At 51.9% G+C, this 26716-nt stretch carries 30 protein-coding genes; 2 read left to right on the plus strand and 28 right to left on the minus strand.

The features are described 5' to 3' along the window. Nucleotides 1–125: 125 nt before the first annotated feature. From Q4491_RS09785 to ccmA, 10 genes are all read right to left on the minus strand, one after another. On the minus strand, nucleotides 126–977 hold the full coding sequence (locus Q4491_RS09785) for an MlaA family lipoprotein (RefSeq protein WP_225445038.1): 852 nt from the start codon (nucleotides 975–977) through the stop codon (nucleotides 126–128). A gap of 74 nt (nucleotides 978–1051) precedes the next feature. Next, a complete protein-coding gene (gene ccmI / locus Q4491_RS09790; RefSeq protein ID WP_237794817.1) occupies nucleotides 1052–2263 on the minus strand; it encodes a c-type cytochrome biogenesis protein CcmI in 1212 nt (403 codons plus the stop codon). Then, nucleotides 2260–2790: a cytochrome c-type biogenesis protein gene (locus Q4491_RS09795; RefSeq protein WP_192014727.1), complete on the minus strand. Its 531-nt coding sequence runs from the start codon at nucleotides 2788–2790 to the stop codon at nucleotides 2260–2262. Before Q4491_RS09795 ends, ccmI begins: the two co-directional genes overlap by 4 nt. Next, on the minus strand, nucleotides 2787–3341 hold the full coding sequence (locus Q4491_RS09800) for a DsbE family thiol:disulfide interchange protein (RefSeq protein WP_192014726.1): 555 nt from the start codon (nucleotides 3339–3341) through the stop codon (nucleotides 2787–2789). The genes Q4491_RS09795 and Q4491_RS09800 overlap by 4 nt, the downstream gene beginning before the upstream one ends. After that, the gene (locus Q4491_RS09805) at nucleotides 3338–5335 is read right to left on the minus strand and encodes a heme lyase CcmF/NrfE family subunit (protein ID WP_303457079.1); all 1998 of its coding nucleotides are present in this window, start codon (nucleotides 5333–5335) and stop codon (nucleotides 3338–3340) included. Before Q4491_RS09805 ends, Q4491_RS09800 begins: the two co-directional genes overlap by 4 nt. Continuing rightward, nucleotides 5332–5817, minus strand: a complete 486-nt coding sequence (ccmE, locus tag Q4491_RS09810; protein ID WP_192014724.1) for a cytochrome c maturation protein CcmE — start codon at nucleotides 5815–5817, stop codon at nucleotides 5332–5334. The genes Q4491_RS09805 and ccmE overlap by 4 nt, the downstream gene beginning before the upstream one ends. Beyond that, the gene (gene ccmD / locus Q4491_RS09815) at nucleotides 5814–6020 is read right to left on the minus strand and encodes a heme exporter protein CcmD (protein WP_192014723.1); all 207 of its coding nucleotides are present in this window, start codon (nucleotides 6018–6020) and stop codon (nucleotides 5814–5816) included. Before ccmD ends, ccmE begins: the two co-directional genes overlap by 4 nt. Before the next feature lie 7 nt (nucleotides 6021–6027). Then, complete coding sequence (locus tag Q4491_RS09820) at nucleotides 6028–6759, minus strand: heme ABC transporter permease (protein ID WP_218383741.1); 732 nt, start codon at nucleotides 6757–6759, stop codon at nucleotides 6028–6030. Between the two features lie 46 nt (nucleotides 6760–6805). Next, the gene (ccmB, locus tag Q4491_RS09825) at nucleotides 6806–7474 is read right to left on the minus strand and encodes a heme exporter protein CcmB (protein WP_303457088.1); all 669 of its coding nucleotides are present in this window, start codon (nucleotides 7472–7474) and stop codon (nucleotides 6806–6808) included. Then, nucleotides 7474–8130: a cytochrome c biogenesis heme-transporting ATPase CcmA gene (gene ccmA, locus Q4491_RS09830; RefSeq protein WP_192014720.1), complete on the minus strand. Its 657-nt coding sequence runs from the start codon at nucleotides 8128–8130 to the stop codon at nucleotides 7474–7476. The genes ccmB and ccmA overlap by 1 nt, the downstream gene beginning before the upstream one ends. A gap of 108 nt (nucleotides 8131–8238) precedes the next feature. Here ccmA and Q4491_RS09835 point away from each other — a divergent pair, with 108 nt between their 5' ends. After that, nucleotides 8239–9087 (plus strand): hypothetical protein, encoded by an 849-nt coding sequence (locus tag Q4491_RS09835; protein ID WP_303457092.1) that lies wholly within the window; start codon nucleotides 8239–8241, stop codon nucleotides 9085–9087. Next, nucleotides 9084–9383 carry an EscU/YscU/HrcU family type III secretion system export apparatus switch protein gene (locus Q4491_RS09840; RefSeq protein ID WP_192014718.1) on the plus strand — a complete coding sequence of 100 codons (300 nt, stop codon included), beginning with the start codon at nucleotides 9084–9086 and terminating at the stop codon, nucleotides 9381–9383. The genes Q4491_RS09835 and Q4491_RS09840 overlap by 4 nt, the downstream gene beginning before the upstream one ends. Before the next feature lie 172 nt (nucleotides 9384–9555). On the opposite strand, the gene Q4491_RS09845 is transcribed toward Q4491_RS09840, so the two are convergent. The 18 genes from Q4491_RS09845 to fliN form a co-directional block, all read right to left on the minus strand. Next, nucleotides 9556–9987, minus strand: coding sequence for a DUF2802 domain-containing protein (locus tag Q4491_RS09845; protein WP_192014717.1), 432 nt, complete (start codon nucleotides 9985–9987; stop codon nucleotides 9556–9558). Then, nucleotides 9987–10481, minus strand: coding sequence for a chemotaxis protein CheW (locus Q4491_RS09850; RefSeq protein ID WP_027253958.1), 495 nt, complete (start codon nucleotides 10479–10481; stop codon nucleotides 9987–9989). The genes Q4491_RS09845 and Q4491_RS09850 overlap by 1 nt, the downstream gene beginning before the upstream one ends. A 22-nt stretch (nucleotides 10482–10503) precedes the next feature. Next, nucleotides 10504–11955: a chemotaxis protein CheW gene (locus Q4491_RS09855; protein ID WP_303457102.1), complete on the minus strand. Its 1452-nt coding sequence runs from the start codon at nucleotides 11953–11955 to the stop codon at nucleotides 10504–10506. Beyond that, a complete protein-coding gene (locus tag Q4491_RS09860; protein ID WP_303457105.1) occupies nucleotides 11945–12724 on the minus strand; it encodes a ParA family protein in 780 nt (259 codons plus the stop codon). The genes Q4491_RS09855 and Q4491_RS09860 overlap by 11 nt, the downstream gene beginning before the upstream one ends. Before the next feature lie 9 nt (nucleotides 12725–12733). Next, nucleotides 12734–13876: a chemotaxis response regulator protein-glutamate methylesterase gene (locus tag Q4491_RS09865; protein ID WP_218383747.1), complete on the minus strand. Its 1143-nt coding sequence runs from the start codon at nucleotides 13874–13876 to the stop codon at nucleotides 12734–12736. Between the two features lie 67 nt (nucleotides 13877–13943). Next, nucleotides 13944–16106 carry a chemotaxis protein CheA gene (locus tag Q4491_RS09870; protein WP_192014715.1) on the minus strand — a complete coding sequence of 721 codons (2163 nt, stop codon included), beginning with the start codon at nucleotides 16104–16106 and terminating at the stop codon, nucleotides 13944–13946. Nucleotides 16107–16115: 9 nt separating this feature from the next. Further along, nucleotides 16116–16838 (minus strand): protein phosphatase CheZ, encoded by a 723-nt coding sequence (locus tag Q4491_RS09875; protein WP_218383749.1) that lies wholly within the window; start codon nucleotides 16836–16838, stop codon nucleotides 16116–16118. Between the two features lie 35 nt (nucleotides 16839–16873). Continuing rightward, nucleotides 16874–17245, minus strand: a complete 372-nt coding sequence (cheY, locus tag Q4491_RS09880) for a chemotaxis response regulator CheY (RefSeq protein ID WP_036748874.1) — start codon at nucleotides 17243–17245, stop codon at nucleotides 16874–16876. A gap of 56 nt (nucleotides 17246–17301) precedes the next feature. Further along, on the minus strand, nucleotides 17302–18027 hold the full coding sequence (locus Q4491_RS09885) for an RNA polymerase sigma factor FliA (RefSeq protein ID WP_192014713.1): 726 nt from the start codon (nucleotides 18025–18027) through the stop codon (nucleotides 17302–17304). Continuing rightward, entirely contained in the window at nucleotides 18020–18907 is an 888-nt protein-coding gene (locus Q4491_RS09890) for a MinD/ParA family protein (protein ID WP_027253951.1), read from the minus strand. Before Q4491_RS09890 ends, Q4491_RS09885 begins: the two co-directional genes overlap by 8 nt. Further along, complete coding sequence (flhF, locus tag Q4491_RS09895) at nucleotides 18900–20483, minus strand: flagellar biosynthesis protein FlhF (RefSeq protein ID WP_192014712.1); 1584 nt, start codon at nucleotides 20481–20483, stop codon at nucleotides 18900–18902. The genes Q4491_RS09890 and flhF overlap by 8 nt, the downstream gene beginning before the upstream one ends. A gap of 66 nt (nucleotides 20484–20549) precedes the next feature. Next, nucleotides 20550–22646, minus strand: a complete 2097-nt coding sequence (flhA, locus tag Q4491_RS09900; RefSeq protein WP_192014711.1) for a flagellar biosynthesis protein FlhA — start codon at nucleotides 22644–22646, stop codon at nucleotides 20550–20552. 190 nt (nucleotides 22647–22836) lie between these two features. After that, nucleotides 22837–23967: a flagellar biosynthesis protein FlhB gene (gene flhB, locus Q4491_RS09905; RefSeq protein ID WP_218383754.1), complete on the minus strand. Its 1131-nt coding sequence runs from the start codon at nucleotides 23965–23967 to the stop codon at nucleotides 22837–22839. A 21-nt stretch (nucleotides 23968–23988) separates the two neighbouring features. Next, nucleotides 23989–24768, minus strand: coding sequence for a flagellar biosynthetic protein FliR (gene fliR / locus Q4491_RS09910; protein WP_192014709.1), 780 nt, complete (start codon nucleotides 24766–24768; stop codon nucleotides 23989–23991). Between the two features lie 11 nt (nucleotides 24769–24779). Next, nucleotides 24780–25049: a flagellar biosynthesis protein FliQ gene (gene fliQ, locus Q4491_RS09915; protein WP_192014708.1), complete on the minus strand. Its 270-nt coding sequence runs from the start codon at nucleotides 25047–25049 to the stop codon at nucleotides 24780–24782. Nucleotides 25050–25068: 19 nt separating this feature from the next. Continuing rightward, entirely contained in the window at nucleotides 25069–25860 is a 792-nt protein-coding gene (gene fliP, locus Q4491_RS09920) for a flagellar type III secretion system pore protein FliP (protein ID WP_225445073.1), read from the minus strand. 59 nt (nucleotides 25861–25919) lie between these two features. After that, a complete protein-coding gene (gene fliO / locus Q4491_RS09925) occupies nucleotides 25920–26312 on the minus strand; it encodes a flagellar biosynthetic protein FliO (RefSeq protein ID WP_237794806.1) in 393 nt (130 codons plus the stop codon). A 5-nt stretch (nucleotides 26313–26317) separates the two neighbouring features. Then, complete coding sequence (fliN, locus tag Q4491_RS09930; RefSeq protein WP_192014706.1) at nucleotides 26318–26707, minus strand: flagellar motor switch protein FliN; 390 nt, start codon at nucleotides 26705–26707, stop codon at nucleotides 26318–26320. Nucleotides 26708–26716: the final 9 nt, after the last annotated feature.

A 26716-nucleotide genomic window follows, 5' to 3' on the forward strand; every position in this document is an offset into this window, starting at 1 on the left:
GCAAAGTGTTAACTTTGTCAGAAATGTTTTTATTTACAAAAAATTAACAAAAATCAAACTGTGTTAGAGGTATAAAAAAACCAGAGCAGTTTTGCTCTGGTTTATCTTTCACACAGACCGGATGACTATTCGCTGTCTATTTCATCAAGAAAATCATCAAGATATTCTTCATTTTGCGGCTGTGCGGGTTCAGATTCCCTGCCCGCAGCCCTGAAGTTCTTATATTGAATATAAGCATCGCGCGTGAAAGCGTACGGATCTGGTGAGTTGTTCAACATAGGTTCTTGAGCCACCAGTTTGGCCCTGTCTTCCATGCCTTCCAGCGCCCACTTGCCAACGCTTTGCCAAAAAGTCAGCAGATTGAGCGGAAAATACAGAGCATCCACGCGATCCCCGACACCTTCACGCAAGGTCAAAGGGCCGTATGCGGGTATCATGAAATAAGGGCCGTTCCCGACACCGTAATAACCCAGCGTATCAGGAAATGCCTGCTCTCCCGGTGGCGGAATATCGGCAGCGGCCGCAATATCAATCAACCCGCCCAGACCAAAAATACTGTTAATCCAAAAGCGGGTGAAATGATCCACCGCCTTTTCCGGGTTCTGCATCAGGAAGCTGTTCAGCATGTTAGCCGGTTCTTCCAGGTTGGACAGGAAGTTTCTTAAACCGGTACGCACCGGTGACGGCACATAATCGACATAAGCCAGTGACACAGGGCGGACAAAATAGGGGTCAAGATAATCGTAGTTTACTGTCCACATGGCACGGTTAAACCCTTCAAAAGGGTCATAAACCGCGTTTTCCGGCTCACTCAGGGCTTCCAGCTCTTCGACATCCAGACCGGCAGCTTCAAGCTCCTCATCATCCAGGCCGTATTCGTTTCCTGCCAGTTTTTCCGGTGACGGATCTGGCGGCGAGCTGGCACATCCCATAAGGATGAATGTCAGTAACAGGGATAAGAACAGATTTGGTTTCAATGTGTTAGCCACTTAATAAATGCAAAACAGACTGGATAATGATATCCAGTCTGTTTCTTAACTGCCAGTATGTTTTAATACTGAGTATTAATGGTGATTGTCGTCTCTCCGCCTAACGGCACAATGTCGCTCTCACCAAACCAATCGCCATCTTTTGTCGCCACGTTGCCGTCACTGTCGATCCTGGCCCTGACTATCAGCTCTGACTGTTTTGACATCAGTCTATCAGGGATCATGCTGTCTTTGTCGGTTAAGGTGAGCGTCAGCGGGAAGCGTGATAACGGCAGACGTCTGGCTGCCAGCGGCATGGGCGCACCATCTGCGGTATGGACAGACACCACAACCATGCCTTGCGCCGGCAAGCTCACCGAGGCGCCGAGTTCAACCGTCACCCTGACACCCGGGCTGGGATTGGCAGTCTGCGACATCTCCACCTTTGCCTGGGCAATACTGCGCTCAAGCATATTGATGCGATTATCACCTGCGCTGAGCTGCGATTTCATCTGTTCCCAGTATTTGATGGCAGCCTGATAATCAGCCTGTTCAAACGCATCAAATGCCATTAAGGATAACGCCTGCAGATTATCAGGATCACGTTCCAGCAAGTGCGTCAGCATATTACGGGCAAGCTGAATCTGACCTGGCTGTCCCCCCATCATCAGAGCCTGAGCATAACTCAGTTGCAGACTGGGATCATTCGGTTCCAGATCCAGAGCGCGCTTCATTGCCCCCTGGGCCGTTTCAATATCGCGGTTTGCCATGCCTATTCGTCCCAGCAACAGCCAGCCGGTGGCATCATCCGGTCGCTCATGCAGCCGGGTCCGGAGTCCTAAGGTCAGTTCTTCCATCTCCTGATCTGTCATCGGAGCAGCATTATCTCCCATCAGACGCTGAGTCAGCTGAGGCAACTTTGAAACCGTCTGCTGCCAGTCAGCCACTTTTTGCTGATTGCCAACGACGCCGTAAAGACCATACGCCACCCCGACAATCATCAGGATACCGGGAATTAATAACCAGGGTTTAAACTGACTGTTCTGCTGTGCCTGTGTCTCCAGTACGTCATCCAGCAACGACTGCTGCAGTTCAACTTCCAGCTCATCCGGATTCGACACCAGTCCTTCACTGCTCTCTTCTTTCAGTTCACCCAACCGGTCACGAAAGAAAGCTTTGTTCAGTTCGTCCCGGCTGGCAACCCGATCCTGATTGCTTCCCACAAAGGCTGGAACAATGAAAAAAGCCAGCGCAATCAACACCAGTATCAGGGAGGAAATCCAAAATAACGTCATTTTTTCACCTTGCTTTCACCTGCCGAACCACTGGCGGCGTGCGGGTTTTCTGCCTCTTTTTCAATATCATTTAGTAATGCATGAAGACGGGCAGATTCTTTTTCATCCATTGGCTGAGATGAAGCCACCACTCCTTTCCGGGAACGATAGACTAGCACACTGGCGCCAATAAGCAGGAAACACAAAGGGCCCAGCCACAAAATCAGGGTAGATGGCATAAGTGGCGGATCATAAGTCACGAAGTTTCCGTAACGGGCAATCATATAATCTATGACTTCCTGCTTGGATTTTCCCTCGCTTAGCATCTCATACGCCTTCTGGCGCATGTCTTTGGCCAGTTCCGCATTGGAGTCTGCGATATTGTTATTCTGACATTTCGGGCACCGCAGCGTGGCTGTCAATTCCTGGAACGCGGCTTCCTGTTCAGGCGTCGCAAATTCGTAGACATCAATCGCGGCCTGAACCGGTACACTGGCGACAAACCAGCTTCCGATCAGCAGCGTAAATACTGCTATTGCGTGTTTCATCCTTTCGCTTCCTCTTGCAGACGTTCATAAATCGGCTTGAGGGTGTCTTGCCAGTTTTGCGGATTCACATCGCCGACATGGCGATAACGGATCACGCCACTGGCATCGATCAGAAAGGTTTCTGGTGCGCCGTACACGCCTAAATCCATACCCAGCATGCCATTACCATCAAACAGGCTGTGCATATAAGGATTACCGAGATCTTTCAGCCAGCGGTTGGCTTTATCGCGCTCGTCTTTGTAATTCAGGCCAATAATTTTGACCCCCTGGCTGGCCAGCTCATTAAGGTAACGGTGCTCTGCATAACAGGTTGGGCACCAGGTTGCCCAGACATTCAACAGCAGAGGCTCACCAAGAAAAATATCCTGCTGATACAGTTTGTTCGCATCTTCCAAATCTTCGAGGCGAAAGGCCGGGACGGGCTTACCGACCAGGACGGACTCCAGTTTCGTCGGATCGTCTCCGTCAGCATTGCGGGTCAGCTGCACCATAAAGACAGCCACCAGGCCCAGAAACAGGACTAAAGGAATAAAAAGCAGTTTTTTGTTCATCCATTCACCTCTGCGTGCGGGGCACTGACAACCTCTTCATCTTTCACTTCTTTTTTAAAGCGACGACGAAAACGGTAACGCTTGTCACTGATGGCCATTGCGCCACCCAGTGCCATCAGAAGCGCTCCCAGCCATAACCAGTTAACAAACGGCTTATAGTAAATACGGACCGCCCAGGCGCTGTCATCCAGCTGTTCGCCAAGCGCCACATAGAGATCACGGGTCACACCACTGTCGATCGCCGCTTCGGTCATCATAGAGCCCGATACCGTATAAAAACGTTTTTCGGCATGCAGTTCAGCGATGTGCTTACCGTTACGAGACACCACAAAGTCGCCAATAAAGCCGTCATAGTTCGGCCCTTCGACATTACGCAACCCGGACAATTTAAAATCGAAGCCTTCGACTGTCACTGTCTGACCGGGAGCCAGGCGAACGTCTCTCTCCAGATCGTAATTGGAAACCAGCGTAATACCGATCAAGGTCACGGCCAGACCAATATGGCCCAGTACCATAGCCCAGTGACTGCGGCCAAGCTTACCCAGGCCTACCATCAGGCTATGACGATGAGTAGCGCGCTCATAAACCTCATACCCCTGCAGGATAATGATCCAGAATGCCATCACCATACCCAGTACAGCCAGTGGCTGGATCGGATCGGGACGCAGCCACAGCGCAAACACGGCTAATGGCAGCGTGATCAATGCGGTAATCAGCAGTGGCCGGCGGATAGTCGAGAAATTCTCACGTTTCCAGCGCACCAGAGGGCCAATACCCAGAAAGAAAGCAAACGGAATCATCAGCCAGGTAAACAAGGTATTAAAGAAAGGCACACCAATGGATACCGAGCCCAGACCAAGCTGCTTATGAACCAGGGGTAACAAGGTGCCGATCAACACCACCAGCAAGGCGGTAATCAGCAGCAGATTATTAGCCAGCAGGAAGTTCTCTCGTGAAAACAAGCTGAAACTGCCATGGGAGCGGATCTGTGCCCCACGCAAGGCATACAGTAAGAGCGAACCGCCGATCACCACCACCAGGAAGCCCAGAATGAACATGCCCCGTGCCGGATCGGAAGCAAAGGCATGCACTGACACCAGCACGCCGGAGCGCACCAGGAAAGTTCCGAGCAAACTCAGAGAGAAAGCCGATATTGCCAGTAACACTGTCCAGGCTTTAAAGGTGCCGCGCTTCTCCGTCACTGCCAGCGAATGCATTAACGCCGTACCAGCCAGCCAAGGCATAAAAGAGGCATTTTCGACCGGATCCCAGAACCACCAGCCACCCCAGCCCAGCTCGTAATACGCCCACCAGGAGCCCAGAGCAATCCCTACGGTCAGAAATGACCAGGCAGCAATTGTCCAGGGCCGCGACCAGCGCGCCCAGGCTGTATCCAACCGGCCTGTCATTAAGGAGGCAATAGCAAAGGCGAAGGCTACTGAGAAACCAACATAGCCCATGTACAGCATAGGTGGATGAATGATTAACCCCGGATCCTGCAGCAAGGGGTTCAGATCGCGGCCATCAACAGGAAAATAAGGCAGTGTACGCTCAAACGGGTTGGAGGTGATGATGATAAATAACAGAAAACCAACTGAGATCATCCCCATCACAGCCAGCACCCGTGCCACAGATTCCTGTGGCATGCCCCGGCTGAACATGGCCACCGCGGCAGCCCACGTGGCCTGAATCAAGACCCAAAGCAGCAATGACCCTTCATGTGCGCCCCAGACCGCCGTCAGCCTATAGTACCAGGGCAGATTGCTGTTCGAATTACTGGCAACATAGGTCACAGTAAAATCATTGATGTAAAAGGCCCACGACAGCAATGCAAAAGACACTAGCAGCATCGCAAAGACACCAAAGGTCAAAGGCCGGGCCAAACGCATCAGCACCGGGTTACCTTTATAGGCACCAAACAGCGGATAAACACTCACCAGAAGCGATAACCCCAGTGCCAGGATAAGGCTGAACTGCCCTAATTCTGCAATCATTGCACGCTACCTTGCATTTGTTGTTCGGTATATTTCAGAGGCTTATGATTTTTCTGCATCGCCTCAGCCACTTCTGGCGGCATATATTCTTCGTCATGCTTAGCCAGCACCTCATGGGCTTTCACCGTTTGGGCATCAACCAGCACACCCTGAGCGACTATCCCCTGCCCTTCGCGGAACAGATCAGGCAAAATACCGTCATAAGTCACAGTCACGGCCGGGCCAACATCAGCCACTTTGAAGCTGACCTGCAAAGAATGGGGGTCACGGCTGACTGAGCCTTTGACTACCATACCGCCAATGCGTAAACGCTGACCCACTTCGGGTTTAGTGCCATCTGGTTTACCCTCTACCAGCTCCGTTGGGGTATAGAAGAGATCCATATTCTGGCTCATGGCATACAAAGTCAGGCCAACCGTCACACCGAGACCGGCCAGCAAGGCAATGATCACGGTCAGGCGTTTTTTGCGTCTTGGGTTCATAAGGTATTCTCCAAATTCTCGGCCGCTTTAATGCGTTGCTCGCGGGCAATTCTATTTTTAATGTCAGCAGCCAGACGACGACTCTTACGGATACTGGTCCATAAAAGAATCAGCAAAGATAAAGCAGATATCCCATAGGCCGACCAGACATAACCGGCATACCCGCCCATGGCAAGGAAATCACTGAACGAATCGAAATGCATACTCACCTCACTGAATCAACTGACGAACCCAGGGGCGGTGGCTTTCCCTGGTCAGAATTTCATTGCGTAACCGAATCAGAGTCAGCGCACCAAAAAAACAGGCAAAACCCAAAATATTCAGCAGTAATGGCCACAACATACGGCTGTCGATCGACGGTTTAGCGAATTTGGTAATAGTGGCGCCCTGATGCAGGGTATTCCACCACTCAACGGAATAATGAATGATAGGAAGATTGATCACGCCCACTATCGCCAGGATACCGGCCGCTTTGGCCGCCGTTTTCTGATCGTCGAAAGCGTTATACAGCGCAATCACACCCAGATAGAGGAAAAGCAGAATCAGTTCAGATGTCAGACGTGCATCCCACACCCACCAGGCACCCCACATTGGTTTGCCCCATACCGCACCGGTCAGCAATGCAATAAAGGTGAACACAGCGCCAATCGGTGCCATGGCCGCAGCTGCCATGTCAGATAAGCGCACCTGCCAGACTAAGCCGATAAAGGCAGCTACCGCCATCCAAAGATAAGCCCCCATGGACCAGATAGCAGCCGGTACATGCAGGTAAATAATGCGGAAACTGTCACCCTGCTGGTAATCGGTTGGCGCAAAAGCCAGGCCCCAGACAGTGCCTGTTATCAGGCTGATCACAGACAGTGCCGCAAACCAGGGCAGCAGGGTTCCGCACAGGCGGTAGCAGTTTTCTGCTTTAGCGTAGGGATGTAACCACTTCCACATAGTTTTTTACTCTATGATTAATAATAATATTCGTTATATTCACGCGTCAGTTAACACTGATACGCAATGATGCTGATATCGCAAAAGGAGCCAGTGTGGCTGATCCGGCTAACATTGCTCCCATCAAAGCTAGTTGCCCCTGATAACTCATTCCCAGCGACGCCGCCTCTATCGCCGACGTAGCAAAGATTAGCACGGGAATAAACAGCGGTAAGATGAGCAAGCTCAATAATACTCCACCTTTACGCAATCCCACCGTCAGTGCAACCCCAATCGCACCCAAAAAGCTCAGTGTTGGCGTGCCAAGCAGCAAGGTTAATACCACCGCAGTCCAGGTTGACCAGTCGAGTGACAGTAAAACTGCCAATAACGGACTGATTATTATCAGCGGCAAACCCGTCAGCAACCAGTGAGCCACGACTTTTGCCAGTGCCAATACCGATAACGGGGTTGGCATCAGCATCATTTGTTCCAGCGAGCCGTCAACGAAATCATCCCGGAACAGACGCTCCAGTGACAGTAAAGCCGCCAGTAAAGCTGCTACCCAAATAATACCGGGCGCGATACGCGCCAGCAGATTCGGTTCAGGCCCTATCCCCAATGGAAACAGGGTGATGACAATAATAAAGAACCACAAAGGGTTGAACACATCGGCCTGACGACGAAGCGCAATCAGCAATTCCCGCCGGATAACCTGATACATAGAATGCCACATCACAACGCCTGCCCCAGTGTCACCTTGCGCAGTCTGTTCTGCGCAGAAAACATATCCTGGTGAGTCGTCAGCAGCACAATCCCGCCACGTTCGGCATGGGAAACAAAAAGCTGCTCAAGGACTTTTACTCCCAGTTTATCAATCGCTGTCAACGGCTCATCCAAAATCCACAGCGGATGGTTACTTAACCATAAGCGGGCCAAAGCCACCCGACGCTGCTGGCCGGCGGACAATTGTCCGGCAGGCACATCTTCGCGTCCGGCCAACCCCACATGGGCCAGTGCCTGCCAGATAGCATCATCACCATGCACTCTTGCCTGACCACTGAGTCTCTCGCTGTTATCCGGCGTATGCATAGCCTGGAAAAAAGCCAGGTTTTCTGAGGCGGTTAATTCGCGCTTGACCCCAGTTTGATGTCCCAAAAACAGCATCTGGCTATGATACTCTTCACGCACATGGCCTATCTTGTTATCGTGCCAATAGACATCGCCGGTATCAGGAGAGCCGAGCCCAGCGATGATACGCAATAAGGTCGTTTTACCGGCCCCGTTGCGGCCTTCAATCTGAACCAGCTCGCCAGAAGCAACATTAAATTGGAGGTCATCGAACAATACACGCTCATCACGGGTACAGCTCAATCCTTTGACTGATAACATAGGGATGAGACATCCTGAATGACACAAATAATCCTCGGATAATATCACAGCGACTGAGATCTTTGTTAGTTTCAGGCTGTTATAGATCCGGCAGCAAGGTATCTAAATGTGACCTCTATATCTCAATCCTCCGCTTATCCGCCAGCAGCGGCCAGTGCGTCGAAGACAACTGCGCCGCAGCAGACCGCTTCGGTCAGCCATGCAAGTCAAGCTCAGGCAGGCGCAACTGTATTCCAATCCGGCCAGCAAATCAGCCAACTTTCACACTTGCTAACACAACTTCATGTGTTGCAACGATTATTTGCCAATTTACCTCCTGCAGTGAGCGGCCAGAGTTCACCGATCGCACCATGGCTGCCTCAGCTGGTGCTGCCGCGAACGCCGGCCGATATCGCACCCTGGTTACAGCAAGGGGCCGGTAAAGACAGCCTGAAGGCACTGGTAACCCAGCTGACACAGCCCGACAGTCCGCTTGCCCGGTTACTCGCCAGCCTGCCGGCTGATTCACAAACCGAACTCAAAGCACTGATCCGCCTGGCTGCCGAGCAGCGTATTGCCGGTGCGCCAACCGGACGCGACGAAAACACGCCTTTTATACTGCATTTACCGCAAAGTAACGGCCGCGAAATCCGTCTCAGTGTGCATTCAAACGCATCGCAACAAGCCTCGAAACGGCAATCGCCCGGCCGGGCCTGGACAGTCAAACTGGGATTACCTGTCGGTGAGTCGAACACGTTAGAAGCCACTGCCATCTGGCAGGACAGCCAGCTCAATCTGGCTTTCAGTTGCGAGCAGTCAGACATACTGACATTGACAGAACAGTTAACACCTCAGCTGATGCGTCGCCTGAAACAGCTGGAGATTAACTGTGAGTCCGTGAGTTTTCATCAGACGCCAACCCATGACGATTCAGCGCCGGACATCCACCCACAATGCGGCATCAGGATCAGCGTATGACAACAGAACAAAACCGGGCTATCGCGTTGAGCTACGATGGCTATAACACCCCTTATGTGTCAGCGAAAGGTTATGACGACTGGGCAAGAGAGATCATCGAGCAGGCCAAAGCCCAGGGAGGATTGATACACCAGGATCCGGCACTGGCTGAGTACCTCAATAACCTCGAGGCCGGAGATAACATCCCACCCGCCCTGTTCGTGATCATAGCCGAACTGATTGCTTTTTCGTGGGTTTTAAACGGAAAAACCCCTCCCGGATGGGAAGGGCCTGTGTCTGTAAACGAAACCGTCTGACGCTATTGTGCAGTGAAGCGGCAGAACCTGACGCTGAAGCTATGTACTAAGGCGTGTACCGAAGCTATACACAGGTGCCGTGAATAACCGAAACCGTGATGAAATAGCAGAAAACGTGAATAAAAGCGGCAAGGTGTCGCTATCCACAAACAACAGCCAGCAAGCAACAGTGCTAACGCCGGCCTTTATTCATGCGCTGCTGTAACCGCAACAGCAGTTCAGCTTCCGCTTTCGGCAAATCACACTCTTCCATCAGCTCATTAACATCGGCACCCAGCTCGACCATTTTACTGGCGCGGCTGTACAGGCGGCCATCGGGATCCTGCATGGCCATTTCACCCTGACGCTCAGACAGCTCTTCCTGCTGGCGGGTTAATATGGCCATTTTATTACTCATTGCCATCGTACCCGCACGCAACTCATGAAACTGTTTGGTTAAGCTTTCCTGCTGCTGTCTGGCGGTTTTTAACAGCAACTCTGCTGCTGCAAACTTGGTTTCCAGATCCTGGCGTGCTTTTCGCTCACGCCGAACCAGCACAACCGCTATCACCACTGCCAGCAAAGCAACAACCAAAGGCAGCCATTCAAGCAAGATAGCAGGCATCAGAGATACGCCATCTCTTCCCATTCTTCATCAGACAGGAGCTTGTTCAGATCAACCAGGATCAGCAGTTGATTGTCACGGTTACTGACGCCTTGAATAAACTTGGCACTTTCATCAGTGCCCACGCTTGGCGTACTGTCGATTTCAGAGCTACGCAGATAAACCACTTCTGCCACACTGTCGACCATAATACCGATAACCTGCTTTTCAGCTTCAATGATTACGATACGGGTATTATCTGAAATCTCACCTGACATCAGGCCAAACCGAGCACGGGTATCAATCACTGTGACCACATTGCCACGCAGGTTGATAATTCCCAGCACATAATCTGGCGCGCCCGGAACCGGGGCGATTTCAGTATAACGCAGCACTTCACGAACCTGCATTACATTGATACCGTAGGTTTCCTCTTCCAGCTGGAAGGTAACCCACTGTAATACCTGGTCGTTACTGTCTTCTTTTTGAATCTCGGCAACACTTACCTGCGACATGCTGTATCCTCTCCGGCCATCGTCACAAAACGCTCTTCACGTCCAAACCCGCTTTCAGCATGGAAATGAGTTCATTGACATGAATTAAAGCACACATTTTCTCTTTAACCATACCCGCCAGCCAAGGCCGTTTACCTGCCTTTTCTCGCCAGCGAACACTTTGTTTTGTCAGGGTTTCTGTTCCGTGAAGTTGATCACAAGCCAGTCCCCACTTACTTTCTCCCAACATGACCACATATCGGTAATTTTCCTGATGGTCATCATTGTAGATAGATTCTGGCATCACCCATCTGGCGGTATCCACCACATCCAGCTTTCGGTTCTGTACCGGCTGCAAGCCAAGATACCAGTCCGGGCGGCCAATAAGGTGACTCATCTCACCCAATTGGTGAATCCCTCCCAGCTCTGTCAGCGGAACAGCAAAAGTCACACCGTTGACAGCAAAAAACAGCGCCTGAAATTCTGTTTGCTCACTGGCGCCAGGTAATGCCCAGGAAGGCGGTGGCGGCTCAGCCGCCAGCTCAGGTGCGGCATCGGCCACAGTTTCCTGCACACTCTCTTCTTTATCAAGAATGTCTGGAACAGGCTCCGTTGCAACTATTTCACTCTGAGGCTGAGAGCTTGTTTCCAATTCAGCCACCTGCGCCGCCTTGTCAGCAACAGCCGGAGCCTCAGCGACCTTAGGCAGCATCTGCATCAGCTGGACACTATTTTGCGGCTCTGCATAGGGGGCCGACTCAACAGCTGACGCCTGCGCAGCCACTGCCAGCGATTTTTTAAGCGGCTCTGGCGCAGTGTTCTGATGCTGAGTCAGCGCGCTGTCATCCTCAAACCAGCCCGGGTCGTCTAAAACGGCTGGCTTAACATCTTCTTGCTTAACTTCTTCTTGCTTAACTTCTTGCTGTTTTTCCAGTTCAGCCAATTGCTGTTGCTCGGCAATCCAGGCTTCACTTTCAACAATCACTTCCTCTTGCATCTCTGACATTTGGTCGAGAAGACGCTGCAACTGCTCAAGATCCGTTCTCGTCCGCGGCGGGGTAAACCTGACTTCAGGTACACTCAGCTCTGGCTCTGCGGACAACGAAACCGGCGCAGCAGCACTCGGCAGTTGGGTTGCCATTGCCCGCAGTGATGGCGGTTCGCCACCTTCTGCAAACGAGTTCACAGACGAGTTATCTCGCCCGGATTGATCCAGACTATTAAAATCAAAGGGCTGATGAGTCTGGGGGATCACCGCAAGACTTATCGCATCATCGGGCTCACTGCCACTTTGCAACTCAGCCGCTGCTTCATCAGCAACAGCAGAATCAGACAACAACATCTGGCCGTCATTTTCCTCTGCTAACGCTGGCAGGTCATCCTGCGGGCCGACAGCGTCCACGCTACCCTCTTCGGGCAGCAAAGAATCATCCAGCAGCCCGAAAAAGTAATCATCTAATGCCTGTTCACTGGACAGCTTTGCGTTATCGCTCATCTTGACCAAGCCGCTCCAGATAATTCAATAAAGTTTTATACGCAAACACACCGCGAGAGCCACGGGCATACAGAGATGGCGGCATATGCTTGATACTGGCATCACGAAACTTGGTATCAATGGGCACAGCCGAAGCCCAGACCTGATTGGCATAACGCGACTTCAGTTCTTGCAGGGTTTCCAGTGAGGCCCTGGTTCGTTTGTCATACATGGTTGGCACAATAGTGACTTTGAATTCATCCGGCCTGGATTTTTGCATGATTTGCAAAGTACGCATCATTCGCTCCAGACCTTTCATCGCCAAAAATTCCGTTTGCACCGGAATCAAAATGCGCTCACTGGCAGCAAGCGCATTCACCATCATGACACCCAGGATCGGGGGGCAGTCAATCAGCACATAATCATATTCTTCTTCCAGGCATTTCAGTGCCTTTTTCAGAATCAATCCCATGCCGCTGCGAGTCCCCATGACTCTATCCAAGGTCGCCAGCGACATGTGCGCCGGTATCAGATGGATATTTTTAAATCGTGTTTCCAGCACCAGTGGTTTGACAGTGACACGGTCAATTGTCGACAGCTGGAACAAATCAAACAGGCTGGATTCAAGGCGATCAGAATCAAAATTCAAGTATGTCGTCAGTGATGAATGCGGGTCAGTATCCACCAATAATACGCGTTTGTTTCGTTCACTTAACAGGCCCGCCAGACTGACAGTAGTGGTGGTTTTCCCCACGCCGCCTTTCTGGTTGGCAATGCTCCAGACTACCACGACATCTCCTTAAGCTAAGCCAACCTCAATCAGAATACGCTCAGCAATGCGATCCAAAGGAAGATCTTCGGTCGATATCCCTGCCTTGGCAACCGCCTGTGGCATACCGTATACCACACAACTTTCTTCGTCCTGCGCCCAGACGGTTGCGCCGGCCGACTTCAGCATACGCGATCCGTCACGCCCGTCTGCGCCCATTCCTGTCAGGATCATGGACAGCACCTTGTCATGATACACCTTGGCTGCAGAGCCAAAAGTGACATCGACACAAGGCTTGTAGTTCATACGATCGCCACCATCAATAATACGTAAACGCACATTACCCGGGCGGCCTTCCAGCATCATTTGTTTACCGCCAGGTGCCAGATAAGCCGTACCGGCACGCAGTACATCACCATCTTCGGCCTCTTTCACACCGATTTTGCAAAGGTTATTCAAACGCGCAGCAAACGCCGCGGTGAATGTTGCAGGCATATGCTGCACCAAAACAATGGGGTACGGAAATGAGCCAGGCAGCTGTGTCAGAATTTTTTGTAGCGCCACAGGGCCGCCGGTCGATGTACCTATCGCCATCAGCTGATACTGTTTACCTGTCGCTTTAAACCGCGCGGTCGGACGAACCTGTGACGGTGCTGATCGTGTCAGCGTCGTGGCAGTGGCCGTACTTGCGACCGGGCGGCTTGACGTCAGCGGGCGATCAGCCGGCGATGGCGAAACAGGAGTGCTGGTACGCACAGGCGCCCGCATAAAGACACGTTTACGGGCCAGCTCGGCGACACGTTTTTGCAGCAAAGAGATTGCTTCGTCTTTATTACGCGCAATATCTTCAAATTTTTTCGGCAGGAAGTCTAACGCGCCCGCGTCCAGAGCATCTAATGTCGCCCGCGCGCCCTCATGGGTCAGCGACGAAAACATCAGGATAGGTGTCGGGTTCGACTTCATGATTTCGCGCACTGCGGTGATACCATCCATCACAGGCATTTCAATATCCATAGTGATGACGTCAGGCTTCAGTGTCCGCGCTTTTTCAACGGCTTCTTTACCGTTAACAGCATCGCCAATCACTTCAAGGCGCGGATCCGCATTAATAATTTCACTCACCCGGCGGCGGAAAAAACTGGAGTCGTCCACCACCAACACTTTTACAGCCATGTTTTATCTTTCCGTAAGCAATCAGGCCTGAATGAACAGGGGCCTTCTAAGCCCCTGTCAATTATTATTATCTGCGGCCTGCGTAATGTTTCAGAAGGTTGGGGACATCCAGAATCAGTGCAATGTGACCATCACTGGTAATGGTGGCCCCCGCCATACCAGGTGTGCCTTGCAATAACTCATCGAGCGGCTTAATCACCACTTCTTCCTGCCCAATAAGCGTATCCACCACAAAGCCCATTCTCTGATGGCCTATCTGAACAATCACCACATGCCCAAGCTGTCTTTCCCGCTTGGAAACACTGTGACCTGCCAGCCAATCCTGAAGATAGAACAGCGGGATCGCTTTATCGCGCACTATGATAGTCAGCTGCCCATCAACCACATTGGTCTTACTGAGATCCAAATGAAAGATTTCATTTACACTGGCCAGAGGCAGTGCAAATGGCTGGTCAGCCACACCGACCATCAGCGTTGGCAAAATGGCCAGCGTCAACGGCACTTTAATATCAATGCGTGTGCCTTTGCCCAGATTGGAATCAATATAGATGGAACCGTTCAGCTGGCTGATAGCAGTTTTTACGACATCCATACCGACACCACGGCCGGAAATATCTGAGATTTCTTTCTTGGTCGAGAAGCCGGGCGCGAAAATCAGGTTATAACATTCGCTGTCAGACAGACGCGCGGCGGCATCGGCATCCATGACATTACGGTCAACGGCGATTTGACGCAGTCGATCCGGGTCCATACCGCCGCCATCGTCTTCGATAGTCAGCAGAATATGATCCCCTTCCTGCGCCGCAGACAAAAGTACCGTGCCAATACGCGGCTTGCCGGCTTTCTCGCGGTTATCCGGCATTTCTATACCGTGATCGACTGAGTTACGCACCAGGTGAACCAAAGGATCGGCCAGCGCTTCCACCAGATTTTTATCGAGATCGGTTTCTTCACCGCGCATTTCCAGCACGATTTCTTTTTTCAGACTTCGGGCCAGATCGCGAACAACACGCGGGAAACGGCCAAAGACTTTCTTGATTGGCTGCATCCGCGTTTTCATCACCGCGCCCTGAAGGTCTGCAGTCACTACATCCAGGTTCGCAACAGCTTTTGACATTTCTTCGTCATTGCTGTTCTGGCCCAGGCTGATCAGACGGTTACGAACTAATACCAGCTCGCCAACCATGTTCATTATGGTGTCCAGCGTAGAGGTATCGACACGTACTGTGGCTTCAGCCTGAGTTTTGGATTTTTCTTTTAGTCCTGTTGCTTTACGCTCCGCCACAGGTTGCGGCATCTCAGTAACGGGCTGAGAGGTAACAGGCGCTGATTCAGCTTTAGCCTGTAACGCGGAAGCCGGTTTGGTTGCGATCGCCAGCTCTTCATCTGACGGCCCTTTACCGCTGCCGTGCAGTTCATCGAGCAGACGTTCAAATTCGTCATCTGTCATTAAGTCGCTGTCGCCAGCAGCAGGTGATTCGGACGCTTGTGCAACAACTGGCGAGGCCGACACTTCAGCCCCCGTGGTTTCAGTGCCAGGCGCGTTACCTATACCGTGCAGCTCGTCAAGCAGACGTTCAAACTCATCATCGGTGATATCGCCAGTATCGATGTCGGTCGAGACAGGTGCACTCTGAACATCACTGGCTGGTGCTGCACTCGGGCTTGGGCTTCCGCCCGCACCATGCAACTCATCGAGCAGACGTTCAAACTCATCCTGTGTGATTTCATCAACCGAACCACCGGCAATCGCAGGCTGCTCGGGCGAAGCCGGTGCCGTTGCCGCTACGGGAGCAGCAACCGATGCCGGGGCTGAAACAGCCGCCATCTCTTCGGCTCCCGGTGGCTGGCTGTAATAATGCAGCGCATCCAGCAGGCTTTGTTCCGCGGGCTCAATCGGCTCATGGTTCTGCACCTGTGCGAACATCACATTGATGGTATCCAGTGCCTGAAGGATGACATCCATCAGCTCTGACGTCACAGTGCGTTTACCGGTACGGAGTAAGTCAAAAATATTTTCAGCACCGTGACAAGCGTCAACCAATGCCGTTAACGCCAAAAACCCGGCACCACCTTTAACAGTATGGAAACCGCGGAAAATGGCATTCAGCAAATCTGTATCATCTGGACGACGTTCCAAATCTACTAACTGCTCGGAAAGTAATTCCAGAATTTCCCCGGCTTCGATTAAAAAGTCCTGCAGGATATCTTCGTCTAAATCAAAGCTCATAAGCTTCCCCTAAAATCCAAGGCTTGATAGCAAATCATCGACGTCATCCTGGGTAGACATGACGTCAGTGCGTTCAGCACTGTTGATAATTGGCCCTTCCGGGGAGAGTGTTTTGTCTTTCTGGCTCACTATCACTGAGCTTTCACTCTGTTCAATACCGGCAGCCTTCAGAATCTCAACCAACTGATGTTCCACTTCATGAACAAGTTCGATCACTCTGCGAATAACCTGGCCTGTCAAATCCTGGAAGTCCTGTGCCATCAGAATATCGGTCAGATGACGGTGAAGCTGCTCGCTGTCACCGTCGAGCTGAACTAATAATGCGTCAATATCGTGACAAAGCCGTTTAAATTCGCCAAGGGTGATCTCCCCGTGCATTAAACTTTGCCACTGGGGTTTCACTTGCATCAGACGTTCACGCAATAAATCAGCGATAGGGAGGGTGCCTTCAACAGCATCCATTGTCCTGTTGGCCGCTTCCTCGGTTTTGTCTATCACATAATTCAGACGCCCACGTGCGTCAGGAATGTCGGTCGTCGCTAAATCAGCAATACGGGGATCCAGACGAAAATTCTGCAATGAGTCATGTAATTGACGCGTCAATTTACCCACTTCGAGATACATCGGATCCCGACAATCCGACACCAGGCTTCGGAACAACTCATCCGCGTCCGCTTGCCGATCTTCTTCCAGCAGCGCGACGAGTTGTTTCGCCTGTTCAAGTGAAATCATATGTGTCTACCCTAGTTAGCGTCAGACTGACGGCATCACTGCATACGCTCGAAAATCTTGTCCAGTTTTTCTTTCAACGTGGCAGCGGTGAATGGCTTAACAATGTAGCCATTGACACCAGCCTGAGCCGCTTCGATGATCTGCTCGCGCTTGGCTTCAGCAGTAATCATCAATACTGGCAGGTGTTTCAGGCTAGCATCGGCCCGGATCTGCTTGAGCAAGTCAATACCTTGCATGCCCGGCATATTCCAGTCGGTGACGACGAAATCGAAGTCGCCTTTCTTTAGCATGGGTAACGCAGTCAATCCATCATCCGCCTCCTGGGTGTTATTAAAGCCCAGGTCACGTAGTAAGTTCTTGACGATACGGCGCATTGTTGAAAAGTCGTCAACAATGAGGATTTTCATATTTTTATTCAAAGTTGCCTCCACTGAGGTCACAGTGTTTCTTCTAAATCGTGTGTTTATGAAGCAGTCCAAGCAGACAACTTGGCCCGCAGACGCTGCATTGCCTGACTGTGAATCTGGCAAATACGGGATTCACTGACACCTAAAACGGCACCAATTTCTTTGAGGTTGAGTTCCTCGTCGTAATACAACGACAACACCAGTGCTTCCCTTTCCGGCAATGTACGAATGGCACCAGCAAGAGCGTGGCGAAAACTGCCGTCCGCAACATCCTGAAAAGGGAGGTTTTCTGCCACTGAATCTTCGGTTGCTACCGTATCTTCTGAGACACCCAGGTCGTCCATACCCACTAGGCGACCACAATTAACATCATTTAATGCCTGATGGTACTGTTCGAGTGTCATTTCGAGATATTCAGCAATTTCCTGATCATTCGGATCGCGGCCAAAACGGCTTTCCAATTGAGCAATGGCTTCAGATATCCGGCGGTTGTTTTTATACACGGAGCGAGGAACCCAGTCGCCACGACGGATATCATCCAGCATGGCGCCCCGAATTCGAATTCCGGCAAAAGTTTCAAAACTGGCACCTTTGCTCGGATCATAGTTCTGTTGTGCTTCCAGCAAACCAATCATGCCAGCCTGGATCAGGTCTTCCAGCTGTACATTGGGCGGTAATCGCGCCATCAGGTGATGCGCAATCCGCTTCACCAGTGACGAATACCGCTCAACAAAAGCATGGGGGGATTCCTGATATCGGCCGTATGTTTGTGCTTTATTCACCCAGAGGTACCTCTTCAGGTGTTGGTTTAACTAATAACTTTTCAACAAAAAATTCCAGATGTCCGGCCGGATTATTCGGTACCGGCCAGGTTAACGCTTTATTGGCGAGCGTTGTCAGGGCCAGTGCCGCTGGGCTTCGTGGGAAAGCTTCCACGACTACTTTTTGTCGCTTAATAGACTGACGTACCCTGTCATCTAATGGAATACAGGCAACTAACTCCATGTTGGCCTGCAAAAACCGTTCAGTCACCCGGGTCAGCTTGGCAAACAGCTCTCGCCCTTCGCGGTAACTGCGAACCATATTGGCCACAATTTTAAACCGCTGCACCTGGTATTCACGGTTCAGGATTTTAATCAGCGCATAAGCATCGGTAATGGAGGTCGGCTCATCACATACGACAATTAGTACATCCTGGGCCGCACCGGCAAAACTCAACACCATATCTGAGATCCCTGCAGCAGTATCCACCAGCAGGACATCCACTTCATCTTCAAGCGTGGCAAACGCGCGGATCAGGCCAACGTGCTGAGCACTGGACAGTTCCGCCATATTTTGCGTGCCTGAAGAGGCCGGTATGATTTTTACGCCGTAAGGACCTTCGATAATGATGTCCCGGAGATCGCACACACCCGACAGGACATGAGACAGGTTACGACCCGCTCGCAGCCCCAGCATCACATCAACATTGGCCAGGCCAAGGTCGGCATCCAGCACCATCACTCTCTTGCCCTGACGGGCCATGGCAATCGCCATATTCAGTGTGATGTTGGTTTTACCCACACCGCCTTTACCACCGCTGACGGTGATCACTTTGGTCGAGGCCAGTTTTGTCATACGGCGCAAGCCGCTTGCTTGATCGTGCATCATGTTCTCAATCATAAAAATCCGCCCCCTGGTTATCTGCGCTGTCGCTGCTCCAGAAGTGGGTTTGCTGGCCCATGTCGTTTTCCAACAACTCGTTTGCACGATTAACCATGAAGTGTCCTGTGGCGACTTTAATGTCTTCAGGCACTCGTTGACCGTCCGCCAGATATGCGATCGGCAGAGCACTTTCCAATGTGACACTGATAACTTCACCCAGACTGAGGGTTTCATCCAGCTTAGTCAGCACGCACCCCGACAGCGGGATACGACGGAAATGCTCAATGGTTTCGTGCAGAACGCGGCGCTGGGAGGTCGCCGGTAATACCAGAAAGCTACGAATTTGTGAGCCACTATTATGCATCAGGGTATCCAGCTGTTCCTGCAGGCGAAGATCCCGTTGCCCCATGCCTGCTGTATCCAGCAGTACAAGGCGCCGATGCCGTAACTGATGAAGTATATCGGCAAGCTCTTCGGCATCTTTAGCAACTCTTACCGGACAGCCCAGAATTCGACCATAAGTCGCCAGCTGTTCATGTGCACCGATACGATAGGTATCTGTGGTAACCAGAGCAATTTCATTCGGACCAAAGTCCATCGCCGCTCTGGCGGCCAGTTTTGCAATTGTCGTTGTTTTTCCTACACCGGTCGGCCCGAGCAGTGCGACCACGCCCCCGGTTTCGAGAATACAGTCATCAGTGGTAATGATCTGGTCGGCCAGCAACTGAAGCAAGGATGACCAAGCCTTGTGCGGCTGGACATCTTCAGGAATATAACAAGCCAGCTGATCGGCCAGTTCTGCTGATAAGCCCATTTTTTCCAGACGCTTAATCATCATGGCCCGCATCGGCTCGCGACGCTCAACCTCCTGCCACATCAAACCAGACAGCTGATGTTCGAGCAGGCGACGAATTGACGCCATTTCACTGCGCATGGCATCAAGATCATCCTCGCGGTGCGGCGCTCGCTGTTCAAACCGGCTGGGATCCAGACGGTTCTGAAAAGCACTGTTTTTCTGGCTCGCAGCCGCTGGATTTGCCCGGCCGGTGCGTCCTGCCGGTGCGTGTGCATCTGCGTCATGATTTTGGCGGTAGTCACTGTAAGCATTCGGTGCTGGCTGACGTCCGCCCGCTCCATAAGGGTGGGAAGACTGACGCCTGTCACTGCCGTAAGGGCTGTTCTCAGACTGAGGACGGGAAGAATAGTCATATCCTTGACGTTCAGCAGGGTGTCCACCGGTGTGCTTCGACTGGCGCTGTAATAAGGCTGACAGGGAGTCCACTTCTGTCTCGGGATCCTGAGCATAATTTTGCAGCACCTTGGCAAAGTGGCCGCTACCGGGCTGCTGCAGCTGCACCTTGTCGTCAGCCAATTTACGCCTGGCCTCGCCCAAACGTTCAGCCAGGGCATCACGGGTAGGCTGTGACGGCGACGGCACCTTGGCTTCGCTGGCGTCATTATCCACCGCCGCCACGATCTCAACACCGCCGGTCACTTTCTTATTGGACATGATCACCGCATTCGCACCGAGTTGTTCTTTGACTTCACTCAGCGCGGTTCGCATGTCCTTGGCAAAAAATCGTTTAATTTTCAATTCAGTCTTCCCATCCGGTACGGATTACCCTGCACGTTTTGGCTGACTCAGTCAGCCTGGGGACACCTAGTTACCCACTGCATTCACAATACGGATTTGCTTTTCATCAGGGATTTCCTGATAAGAGAGCACCCGCAGTGTCGGGATGGTGTTTTTCACAAATTTTGCTAACGTGCCGCGCAATACGCCAGACGTTAACAGTACAGCCGGTTCGCCTTTCAACTCTTGCTGATGTGTGGCTTCGGTCAAAGAGCGCTGCAGACGTTCTGCCAGACCCGGCTCGATACCAGAGGACTCGCCCCCGCTAGACTGCATTGTTTTATGCAATATTTGTTCCAACTCAGGAACAAGCGTGATAACAGGCAACTCAGGCTCTATTCCATTGATTTCCTGAACAATTAGGCGTTTGAGGCCAATACGTGCGGCGGCTGTGAGAATGTCGGGATCTTGACTCTTACCGGAATACTCGGACAAAGTCTGAACTATGGTGCGGATATCCCGGATAGGCACACCTTCATGCAGCAGGTTCTGCAGCACTTTCACCACAGCCCCTAACGGCAGCTGATCAGGGACGAAATTGTCCACCAGTTTCGGTGTAGACTGCCCCAGCACTTCCAACAGATTCTGGACTTCTTCATGCCCAAGCAGCTGAGAAGCATTGTTCACCAGAATCTGACTCAGATGGGTAGCCAGTACAGTGGCGGCGTCAACAACGGTATAACCCAATGCCTGAGCATGCTCTCGCTGCGATTCTAAAATCCAGATTGCTTCCAGCCCGAAAGCGGGATCGGTCGTCCGCTCCCCTTCCAAACTGCCAAATACCTGACCCGGATTGATAGCCAGCTCCATATCAGGGTGGATGTTTGACTCACCGTTATTCACCCCCATCAGGCTGATACGGTATGTATTGGGCGGCAATTCAAGGTTATCGCGGATATGGACAGGCGGTACCAGGAAGCCGAAATCCTGCGACAGTTTTTTCCGAACACCTTTTACCCGCTCCAGCAACTCGCCACCCTGTTCTTTATCGACCATAGGAATCAAGCGGTAACCGACTTCCAGACTGATGGTATCCATAGGCTGAACATCATCCCACGACAGCTCTTTGGTGACGGGTTTGCTGTCCAGCGCCTCAGGCGGTGCGGATTCTGCCAGTACTTTTGCCTGTTGCTCTTTCTTCACCCGCCAGTAGGCAATCAGGCCGATGATCAGCGCCAGCAGCAGAAACGGGACATGAGGCATGCCAGGAACAATACCCATCACAAACAAAATCCCGCCTGTGATGATCAGCGCCTGAGGGTTGTTGAACATCTGGAACAGCATCTGCTGCCCCATGTCTTCGTCAGTATTTTGACGAGTCACCATCATGGCTGCGCCAATGGACAGCAACAGAGACGGGATCTGCGCCACCAGACCATCACCTATGGTCAGCAGGCTGTAGATATGAATCGCTTCATTGAAGCTGAGATCATGCTGGCCCATACCAATGATCAGGCCACCAATAATATTGATAAAGAGGATCAGGATGCCGGCAATGGCATCCCCTTTAACAAATTTAGAGGCACCGTCCATCGAACCGTAGAAGTCGGCTTCTTTGGTGACTTCGCTGCGCCGTGTTCGTGCCTGCTCCTGATCAATTAACCCGGCATTGAGATCGGCATCAATTGCCATCTGCTTACCCGGCAAGGCATCAAGGGTAAAGCGGGCACTGACTTCTGAAATACGACCCGCACCTTTGGTGACTACCATAAAGTTGATGATCATCAAAATCAGGAATACCACTAAACCAACAGCGTAATTCCCCCCGATAACCACAGAACCAAAGGCGTCGATCACCTGGCCTGCCGCCTCCGGGCCTTCATGACCATTCAGCAAAACAACCCGGGTTGACGCTACGTTCAGCGCCAGCCTGAGCAGGGTGGCAATCAACAGTACGGTCGGGAAAGCCGCAAAATCGAGCGGGCGGCGGGTATACACAGTGACCAGCAGCACCACAAGGGCCAGGGCTATATTAAAAGAAAAGGCCATATCCAGCAGCATTGCTGGCATTGGCAACACAACCATCGCCAATGTTGCCAGTACCATGACAGGGGCGCCGATTGCAGGCAGTGACTGCAATCGGTGTAAAGGCAATTTATCTGAAAAGGGTATCGGCAGCTTCATGCATTCTTATTTGGTTGGAATCGGTTAATCGTCAGTGCTCACTCAGTGCTCACCGCTATTTTCTGGCTGACACTGGTGCGGCAGTGAATCGCAGACAACTGAACGGGCTAAGCTTCGCATAAAGCAAAATTTATACCGTCTTGATAAGTCAATTTTTTGACCTGCAGCCAAAACATTTTGCCGCAAGCAATCAGTGCCGTAATTCAGGAGGTATATCAACCGCGCCTGAAGATAACTTTGGCCGCTTACCGTTACCGCGCCGGTATTGTTTCAACTGGAATACGTACGCCAGTACCTGCGCCACAGCGGCAAACAGGCCATCCGGTATTTGCTGTTCCAGCTCGGTACTGTGATAGAGGGAGCGTGCCAGCGGAGGCGCAGGCACAATATCGATCTTATATTCGTTGGCCACTTCCCGGATTTTCATCGCCATGTGATCGGTACCTTTGGCAATGACCACTGGCGCCTTGTCCAGCGTGGGGTCATATCGTAAGGCAACAGAGAAGTGCTCCGGGTTGGTAATCACCACATCGGCCTTCGGCACTTCCGCCATCATACGCCGCTGCGCCATTTCACGCTGCAGCATACGGATACGGCCTTTGACCTCAGGTTTACCTTCAACATCTTTATGTTCGTCTTTTACTTCCTGCTTGGTCATCTTCAGCTGCTCGTTATGCTGCCAGATCTGGTACGGCACATCGATAGCCACCACGACCAGCAGCGAGCAACAGATCAGCAACACAAAGCGCAGTAAAATCTCCAGCGCATGAAAGATGTTACTCGGATAGATCTCTATGCTGAGCTGAAAGAAACCTTCCAGGCTGCTGTACATCAGGTAGTAAGCGACACCGGCCACCAAAGTGACTTTCAGGATGGATTTCACCAGCTCAACGGCACTTTGCTTTCCAATCATACGTTTAAGGCCGCTGGCCGGGTTCATTCTTGAGAGCTTGGGCCTTGCCGCCTCAGCGGAAAAGCTGATTCCGCCCAAGGCGGAAGCACCAATCAGTGCCGCCACAAACAAAAATATCAACACCAGAAGCAAAGGCCACAGCATATGCACTATGGCATCCCCGGTCACGGCAAGCAGCTTGGTAAAATCAAACACTTCCTCGCGACTGAGGGTAAAGAACTTGCGCATGACTTCGCTCAAGGCAACGGCCAGCATTTCGCCAAACCACATCAGGCCAACCGCCCCCGATACCAGTACCGCAACCGACGCCAGTTCTTTTGAGCGCGCGACCTGACCTTTTTCCCGCGCTTGCTGCAACCGTCGGGGGGTTGCGTCTTCAGTACGTTCTTGTCCGTCTGACTCAGCCATCGGACTCCCTCCTGTCTGTCATCAGCAATCCAGCCTGATCAGGCTGCAGATTTGCTCAGTACCCAGTTGCCAGTGTTCTTCATACTGTGCCTGAATGCCCATTAACAGATACCAGCTGACGAACAGCCCCAGCAACAGCGCAAACGAGAAGCCCAGAGAGAAAATATTCAGCTGAGGTGCCGCACGTGTCATGACACCGAACGAGAGATTCACCGTCAGCAGCGCAATAATCCCGGCCAGCGACATGTTTAAGCCGGCTTTGAACATCCAGCCGAACCAGCCCGCCAGCTGCTGGTAATCCACCGCCTGCAACATAGACTGGCCGACCGGCAAAGTGGTAAAACTCAGCACCACCAGCCTGAGCATCGCCAGATGACCGTCAGTAGCGAGAAATAACATGATCGCCAGCATCATATACAGCTGGCCCAGCACAGGGGTGTTTTGTCCGTTGGCCGGGTCGACCATGGAGGCAAAGCCCAAACTGGACTGCATGCCCAGAATCTGCCCTAACAGGACAAAAGTCTGGGTGACAAACTGAGTGACCAGCCCCATAGCGACACCTATGATCACTTGCTGGCCTGTGGTGAGAAAGCCCTCAAAGGATAACAGAGGAATATCAGGGACCTGAGGCAGCATGGGCATCACAGCAAAAGTGACTGTCAGCGACAGATAAAGCCGGATGCGCATCGACACGAAACGGGCGCCGAAGAAGGTCATGCTCATCATCATGGCGCCGATGCGGGTCAGCGGCCAAAAATAATTGGCCAGCCAATCTAATATGACTTCCGCCGGATACGTCATGACCAATCTGCTCAGTAAAGAATTTGAGGAATGTGCTCAATGATGCGATGAAAATAATCCATCAGCATTCTGGTCATCATGTGACCAAACACCATCAGCGCAACCAGGGTGATCACCAGACGAGGCAGGAAGCTTAACGTCTGCTCATTGATTGAGGTGGCGGCCTGAAAAACTGCCACCACCAAACCAACCAGCAAGCCGGGTATGACGATCACACAGACCATCACCAGGACCATGTACAGGGCTTCCTGGAAAATTTCGACGAAGGCTTCTGGTGTCATTGTCTGTCTCTCCCTGTCATCAGGTGCCGAAGCTGCCGGCCAGTGTCGACAGGATCAGGTTCCAGCCATCCACCAGTACGAACAACATAAGTTTAAACGGCAGTGAGACGATCATCGGCGACAGCATCATCATACCCATCGCCATCAATATTGAAGCCACGACCAGATCGATCACCAGAAAAGGCAGAAACAGCATAAAGCCAATCTGAAACGCCGTTTTCAGTTCCGAGGTGATAAAAGCGGGAATCAAGACTGTCATAGGGACTTGCTGGGGGTCTGTCGCCTGCGAACCCGACATATCAACGAAGGTTTCCAGATCTTTCACCCGCGTTTGTTTGAGCATGAACTGGCGCAATGGATCCTGAGCAATCGTCAAGGCTTCACGGGCAGAGAGCTCTTCATTGATATAGGGCTGAACGGCCTTGGTATTGATCTCATCCAAAACCGGAGACATGACAAAGAAAGTCATGAACAGGGCAATCCCGATAATCACCTGGTTTGACGGGGTCTGCTGCAGACCGAGCGCCTGGCGCAAAATCGACATCACCACCACAATGCGGGTGAATGAGGTCATCAGGATCACTATGGCTGGCAAAAAGCCCAGCGCGGTCATCAAGGCCAGGATTTGCAGCGTGACTGAGTAATCTTCGGTGCCATCCGGGTTCACCGACACAGAAAATGCCGGAATACCACCACCGCCTTTGGTGGTCAGCAGGGTTGCCGCCCCTTTATCGCTCTGCATCTCGCTGACGGTGACATTATTGCCCGCCACATTGCCCAGCCCGCCATCTTCGCTCTGCGCACTCGCCATGCCGGAAAGCAGCAGGCAAAGCGCACCGATAACCCAGATAAAGAAGTTAGATCTATACATCATTGTCTTTTCAACAACTTACCGAGTTGCTGAGCAAACTCACCGTTGCCTGCACCAGCACTGACCGGCAAGGGGGTTTCCAGCTTGGTCAGCATTGAAATATTTTGCGGCGTCACACCAATGAGTAACTGCTCGTCACCCACCTGTACCAGCACGATTCGCTCACGCTGGCCAACCACCACCTGGCGGACAATCTGCAACCCGTTATCTCCGCCACTCACACCCGGCAATTTCATGCGGCGCAGCAGCCAGGCAAGAAACACGATAAGAACCAGTACCAGCAGCAATGAACCTATCGTTGTGCCCATATCCAGCTCCGGCGCCCCGGCCGCCCATACCGGCTGGCTGATCACTGCCAGACCAGCGAGCAATGTGCTTTTCAATGCTTTCATCCCAGTTACCGCAACTTTTTAATACGTTCAGTCTGGCTGATCACATCGGTCAGACGAATACCGAATTTATCGTTGACCACCACCACTTCACCGTGTGCAATCAAAGTGCCATTGACCAGTACATCCAGCGACTCACCGGCGACACGGTCCAGCTCGACGACGGAACCCTGGTTCAACTGCAGTAAGTTACGGATACTGATTTTGGTGCGCCCGACTTCCATCGATATCGTGACCGGAATATCCATGATGGAATCCAGACGACGGCGTTCTTCATCAGAAATAGGGGTACTTTCATCTGTAAGTTCTTCCAGCGGTGCGGCTTCAATATTGTCGTCGGCCTGTTCGGCCAGGGCTGCCGCCCAGTCGTCAGCTACTTGTTGGTCTTTATCTGACATAAGTCACCT

It is taken from the genome of Photobacterium sp. 2_MG-2023, assembly GCF_030547675.1.
Lineage (GTDB): Bacteria > Pseudomonadota > Gammaproteobacteria > Enterobacterales > Vibrionaceae > Photobacterium > Photobacterium arenosum.